The organism is Wolbachia endosymbiont of Cardiocondyla obscurior, from assembly GCF_902713635.1.
In the GTDB taxonomy this organism is placed as follows: domain Bacteria; phylum Pseudomonadota; class Alphaproteobacteria; order Rickettsiales; family Anaplasmataceae; genus Wolbachia; species Wolbachia pipientis.
Genome location: NZ_CACTIU010000083.1, coordinates 1 through 4323, shown reverse-complemented (window position 1 = coordinate 4323; position 4323 = coordinate 1). Strand labels below are relative to the sequence as shown.

Genomic DNA, 4323 nt, shown 5'->3' with positions numbered 1-4323 from the left:
ATACGCCATTATAACTCAAATAGCTTATTATACCTTTATCATTTACTTTGGGAAGTACTATAGTTAGCGGAATCTATACCGCGAATGAATCGCGGTATGACGTGTTGCTTGGGTCAGCTATATGTAAGTTGTGGCCCTTCTTTATTATTTTTATTAGCGGCAGTTGTATCATCAACAGATATTTCAGAGCTAACAGTGCTAATAGTTTTTTCTATCGCTTTAGCCTGTTCATAGTCTTGACTCAAAAAATACATGGCCAGTCCAATAGCTATACTAGCAACAAGAGAAGATGCTATCATTACACCTAGTATCATACCACCAGAAAGACTTACTGCAACACACACACCAGCTCCAAGTACAACACCAAGAAAACCACCAATTATTACGCCAGGCACCAAACTGCCTACCATAGCGCTTTCTTTTTTCGTATTAGCTTGTTTTTTCATACTTTTAATAAGCACTTCTTTTGTTTTTCCTTGAGCTAAATATGAAGGAATTTTATTATCCGCGTTTTGTATCAAAGGATTTGCACTATATGTAACAAGAAGGGTGGTTATTTCTTCAGTTTTATTACCTATAACTGCATGATGTAGTAATGTATTTCCCTCTTCATCTTTAAAGTTTATATGAGTACGAAATTCTTCATCTAGATTTCTTATTGGGTTGTTTTTTGCATATATCCCAGATTGTATTGCTCTATCTAAGCATTGTATCACTTGTTCTAGTGATTGATTGCCAGTATTTTGTATAAAATGAAGCAGAATTTCGTGTACTATCGCTTCCTTTGTAGTTTGTGGGCATTGTAAAGCGTAATTAAATGTCTGTGTAGTAATAACTTCTTCTTTTCTTTTTTTAAGAACAACCCTTAAATCTTCAATCGCCTTTTCACCATCTTTTATTCCAAGAATTATTGAATCCAAATTATTTATCATGCTATCCTCCTTGGTTTGATTGCATTGCTCATTAATAAATAATATAATAAATCCTGCTAAAAGTCAAGCAATTAATTAATAAGTTAATACAATCCTCCAAAAGGAGCTCCTTACTTTTTGTTCAGCATGTCCATTGGATCAGACTCTTTAAGCTTGCTGTTTGCTGAATTTATTCATCACAATAGCTACAATGTGCTATCGAAGTTCTCTGTAATCTTAGTTGGTTCTTCTAGAATATTCAAAATATCAGTTGCACAATAAACCCGATCTCTCTTTCCTTGAGAAGTTTGTGAAACGATGCCTAAATCTTCAAGCTTTACGATTGCTCTTTGGGCTGTTGTAAATACGACACCTAAGTTTTCAACCACTTTCCTTATAGTAAAGTAAGGGTTTAAAGACTATTCACTAAATCATTGTCCCATTCAAATTTTGGTGGCAAGGGGCTTGGTATAAATGCCTGATAACCAGCGAATACTTTGCCTGATGGTGATCCTTTAATATACATTCATTCAACCGAGCACACTATTTTTATAGTATATATTATTTTCAAATAAAGTCAAAAATGAAAATAAGGCTTTATCTTATTTGCGTGCATGAAAATAAGAAACTCTCTTATTATTGATTTTGCTCAAAAACGAAAATAGAAGAAGCTGCTGAACTTTATATATCCTGTTTTTCTGGAGAACTGCTATAAAACTTCTGAGTGAAGTCACTTAATTTTTACACATCTATTGTAGAGTAAGAAGAACCGAATTTGAAACAAAAATGCTAACTGATGCTTGGACTTTACTGACACTTACACTACTTGAAACTATACTTAGTGTAGACAATTTAATCTTTATTTCTCTAGCAATAGATAAGGTACCAAATGCGCTGAGAGAAAGAGTGCGCCTTATGGGCCTTGGATTAGCACTATTAATGCGTTTTGTAATACTATTTTTTACATCATCTATATTATCAATGCAAAAACCTATATTTCACACTGCATCAGCAAGGGATTTACTTATGATTGCAGGGGGATTATTCCTTATTGTTAAGAGCTCTATGGAGTTACGGGATGACATCTTTGTATGTAAGAAAAATAAAAAGAAAGCAAACGTTAAATCAAAATTTTTTTTAGTTGTGCTACAAATTATATTAATAGATTTAGTTTTTTCGGTTGATTCGATATTAACTGCTATAGCACTAACTTATAACATGGTAATAATTGCTACAGCATTTACATTTTCCATGCTAGCAATGCTGTTTTTATCAAGTTATACCGCCCAGTTAATCAAATCTAACCCAGGGTTAAAAATAATCGCCATTTTATTTATTTTACTTGTCGGTGTGTACCTCATACTTCATGGATTTCATATAGAATTACCAAAAGGATATTTGTATTCTTCATTTATGTTTGCACTGCTTGTGGAAATTATAAGCAAAATAAAGAAAATTAACCGTCATACCGCGATTCATTCGCGGTATCTCTAGATCCAGCTAACAAGCAGCGGGATCTTTTTGATTTACTCCCACTCAATAGTTGCGGGTGGTTTAGAAGTGATATCATAAACAACTCTATTTACTCCGGGAACATTATTAACAATTATACTGCCGACATTGCGTAAAAAATCCCAAAATACTAGCAAGTGTTGATCCTTATCTTCAAATGGAAATGCATCGGCTGTCATACCATCAGATGATGTTACAGCCCTTAAAGCACAAACATATCCATACGTACGACCATCTCCCATAACGCCTACAGTTTTTATTGGTAATAATACAGCAAAAGCTTGCCATATCTTATCGTATAGATCGTAATTTTTCATCGTATTAATATATATTTCATCTACTTCTTGCAATATTCGCACCTTTTCTTCATCGACTTCACTTATAATCCTCACTGCAAGTCCAGGTCCAGGAAATGGATGTTGAAATATTATCTCATCTGAAAGCCCAATTTCTTTTCCAAGTAGCCTTACCTCATCTTTAAAGAGGTAGCGTAAAGGCTCCACTAGCTTCAGGTTCATCTTTTCTGGCAACCCACCAACATTATGGTGAGACTTAATTGTACTAGTGTTGTCTGAGGCATGCCCTGACTCAACTACATCAGAGTAGATGGTACCTTGCATCAAAAAATCCACATCACCTATTTTTTTTGCTTCTTCTTCAAACACTTCAATAAAAGTGTTACCGATAATTTTTCGCTTTTCTTCTGGATCAGTTATTCCCTTCAACCTACTCAAAAATAAATTTGATTTATCAACGTAATTTATCGGAATCTCTTTCAACATAGCGATGGTTTGGTTCTTGCGTAACAACCCAGTATCGATAAAAATACAGTTCAATTGTTTTCCTATAGCTTTATATGTGAGAGCCGCTGCAACGCTTGAATCAACCCCACCACTTACTGCAGCGATTACTTTTTTCTCTCCTACTACATTTTTGATTTTTTCCTTTTGCTCCTCAATAAACGACTTCATTGTCCAGTCTCTTTTGCAATTTGCAATATCCAAGAAGTTAGAGAGCAATTTACTGCCATTTGTTGTGGGCTTAACCTCAGGATGGAACTGAGTACAGTAAATCTTCCGCTGTTCGTTGACAATCATTGCAATTGTTTGATTTATCACACCTGATGCGATAACAGTAAATCCCTGTGGTATAGTATCAACACTGTCCGCATGGTTCATTAATACATCCACTTCAGAATTAACATCCCAGGTATCCTTTACAATGGGGGATTCTTTTAGTATCTTGATTTTAGTTCTACCAAACTCCTGTTTGAAACTCTCTTTTACTTTTGCTCCAAAATAATGACAAATGAGTTGCTGTCCATAGCATATTCCAAGTATAGGAACGCTTGTTGCCTCATTAAGTTTTATAATTTCATGTACTACTCTACTTGTTTCAGAACAATCATCATTTACAGATTGTGGTCCTCCAGAGAGAATAAACCCATTGAATTTTGATATTGTTTCAAAACTGATGTTGCTTGGAAATATCTCACAATAAACACCCATTCCTCTTACTTGTCTTGCGATAAGCTGTGTAAACTGTGAACCAAAATCAATAATGGCAATTGCTGACAATTTGCTCCTCCATATTATTTAAAATGATATCTGATAATAAAGAAAATAATGGAGTAAGTAAACCAAGACCTGTTTAAAAGCTTTAACGCGTGGTACAAGTTAGCTATATAGCTAATTTTCCTACACCATACCGCTGCGGCGCTAACTAGTAGCGGAATGACAGCAATCTACGTCATACCGCCGCAGTATCTCAGCCGCTAACAAGTAGCGGGATTATCTTCATGCTGCCACGAACCGTCATACCACCGCGAACCGTCATACCGCGATTCATTCGCGGTATCTCAGCCGCTAACAAGAGATCCCGCTAACAAGCAGCGGGATGA

The 4323-nt window shown here is 35.3% G+C and carries 4 protein-coding genes; 1 reads left to right on the top strand and 3 read right to left on the bottom strand.

Annotation, left to right across the window (positions count from 1 at the left end):
* Positions 1-113: 113 nt before the first annotated feature.
* Both WOCAOBSORBRA_RS05635 and WOCAOBSORBRA_RS05630 read right to left on the bottom strand, forming a co-directional pair.
* Positions 114-932 (bottom strand): ankyrin repeat domain-containing protein, encoded by an 819-nt coding sequence (locus WOCAOBSORBRA_RS05635; RefSeq protein WP_174516113.1) that lies wholly within the window; start codon positions 930-932, stop codon positions 114-116.
* 185 nt (positions 933-1117) lie between these two features.
* Entirely contained in the window at positions 1118-1300 is a 183-nt protein-coding gene (locus WOCAOBSORBRA_RS05630) for a hypothetical protein (protein WP_006279522.1), read from the bottom strand.
* Between the two features lie 397 nt (positions 1301-1697).
* On the opposite strand from WOCAOBSORBRA_RS05630, the gene WOCAOBSORBRA_RS05625 reads away from it, so the two are divergent.
* Positions 1698-2405, top strand: coding sequence for a TerC family protein (locus WOCAOBSORBRA_RS05625; RefSeq protein WP_038199715.1), 708 nt, complete (start codon positions 1698-1700; stop codon positions 2403-2405).
* Between the two features lie 32 nt (positions 2406-2437).
* Here WOCAOBSORBRA_RS05625 and guaA read toward each other — a convergent pair whose 3' ends face one another.
* Positions 2438-4000, bottom strand: a complete 1563-nt coding sequence (guaA, locus tag WOCAOBSORBRA_RS05620; RefSeq protein ID WP_174516112.1) for a glutamine-hydrolyzing GMP synthase — start codon at positions 3998-4000, stop codon at positions 2438-2440.
* Positions 4001-4323 lie beyond the last annotated feature (323 nt).

Coding starts and splice junctions, on each gene's coding strand:
- WOCAOBSORBRA_RS05635 (WP_174516113.1), bottom strand. CDS start 932: ATGATAAATAATTTGGATTCAATAATTCTTGGAATAAAAGATGGTGAA.
- WOCAOBSORBRA_RS05625 (WP_038199715.1), top strand. CDS start 1,698: ATGCTAACTGATGCTTGGACTTTACTGACACTTACACTACTTGAAACT.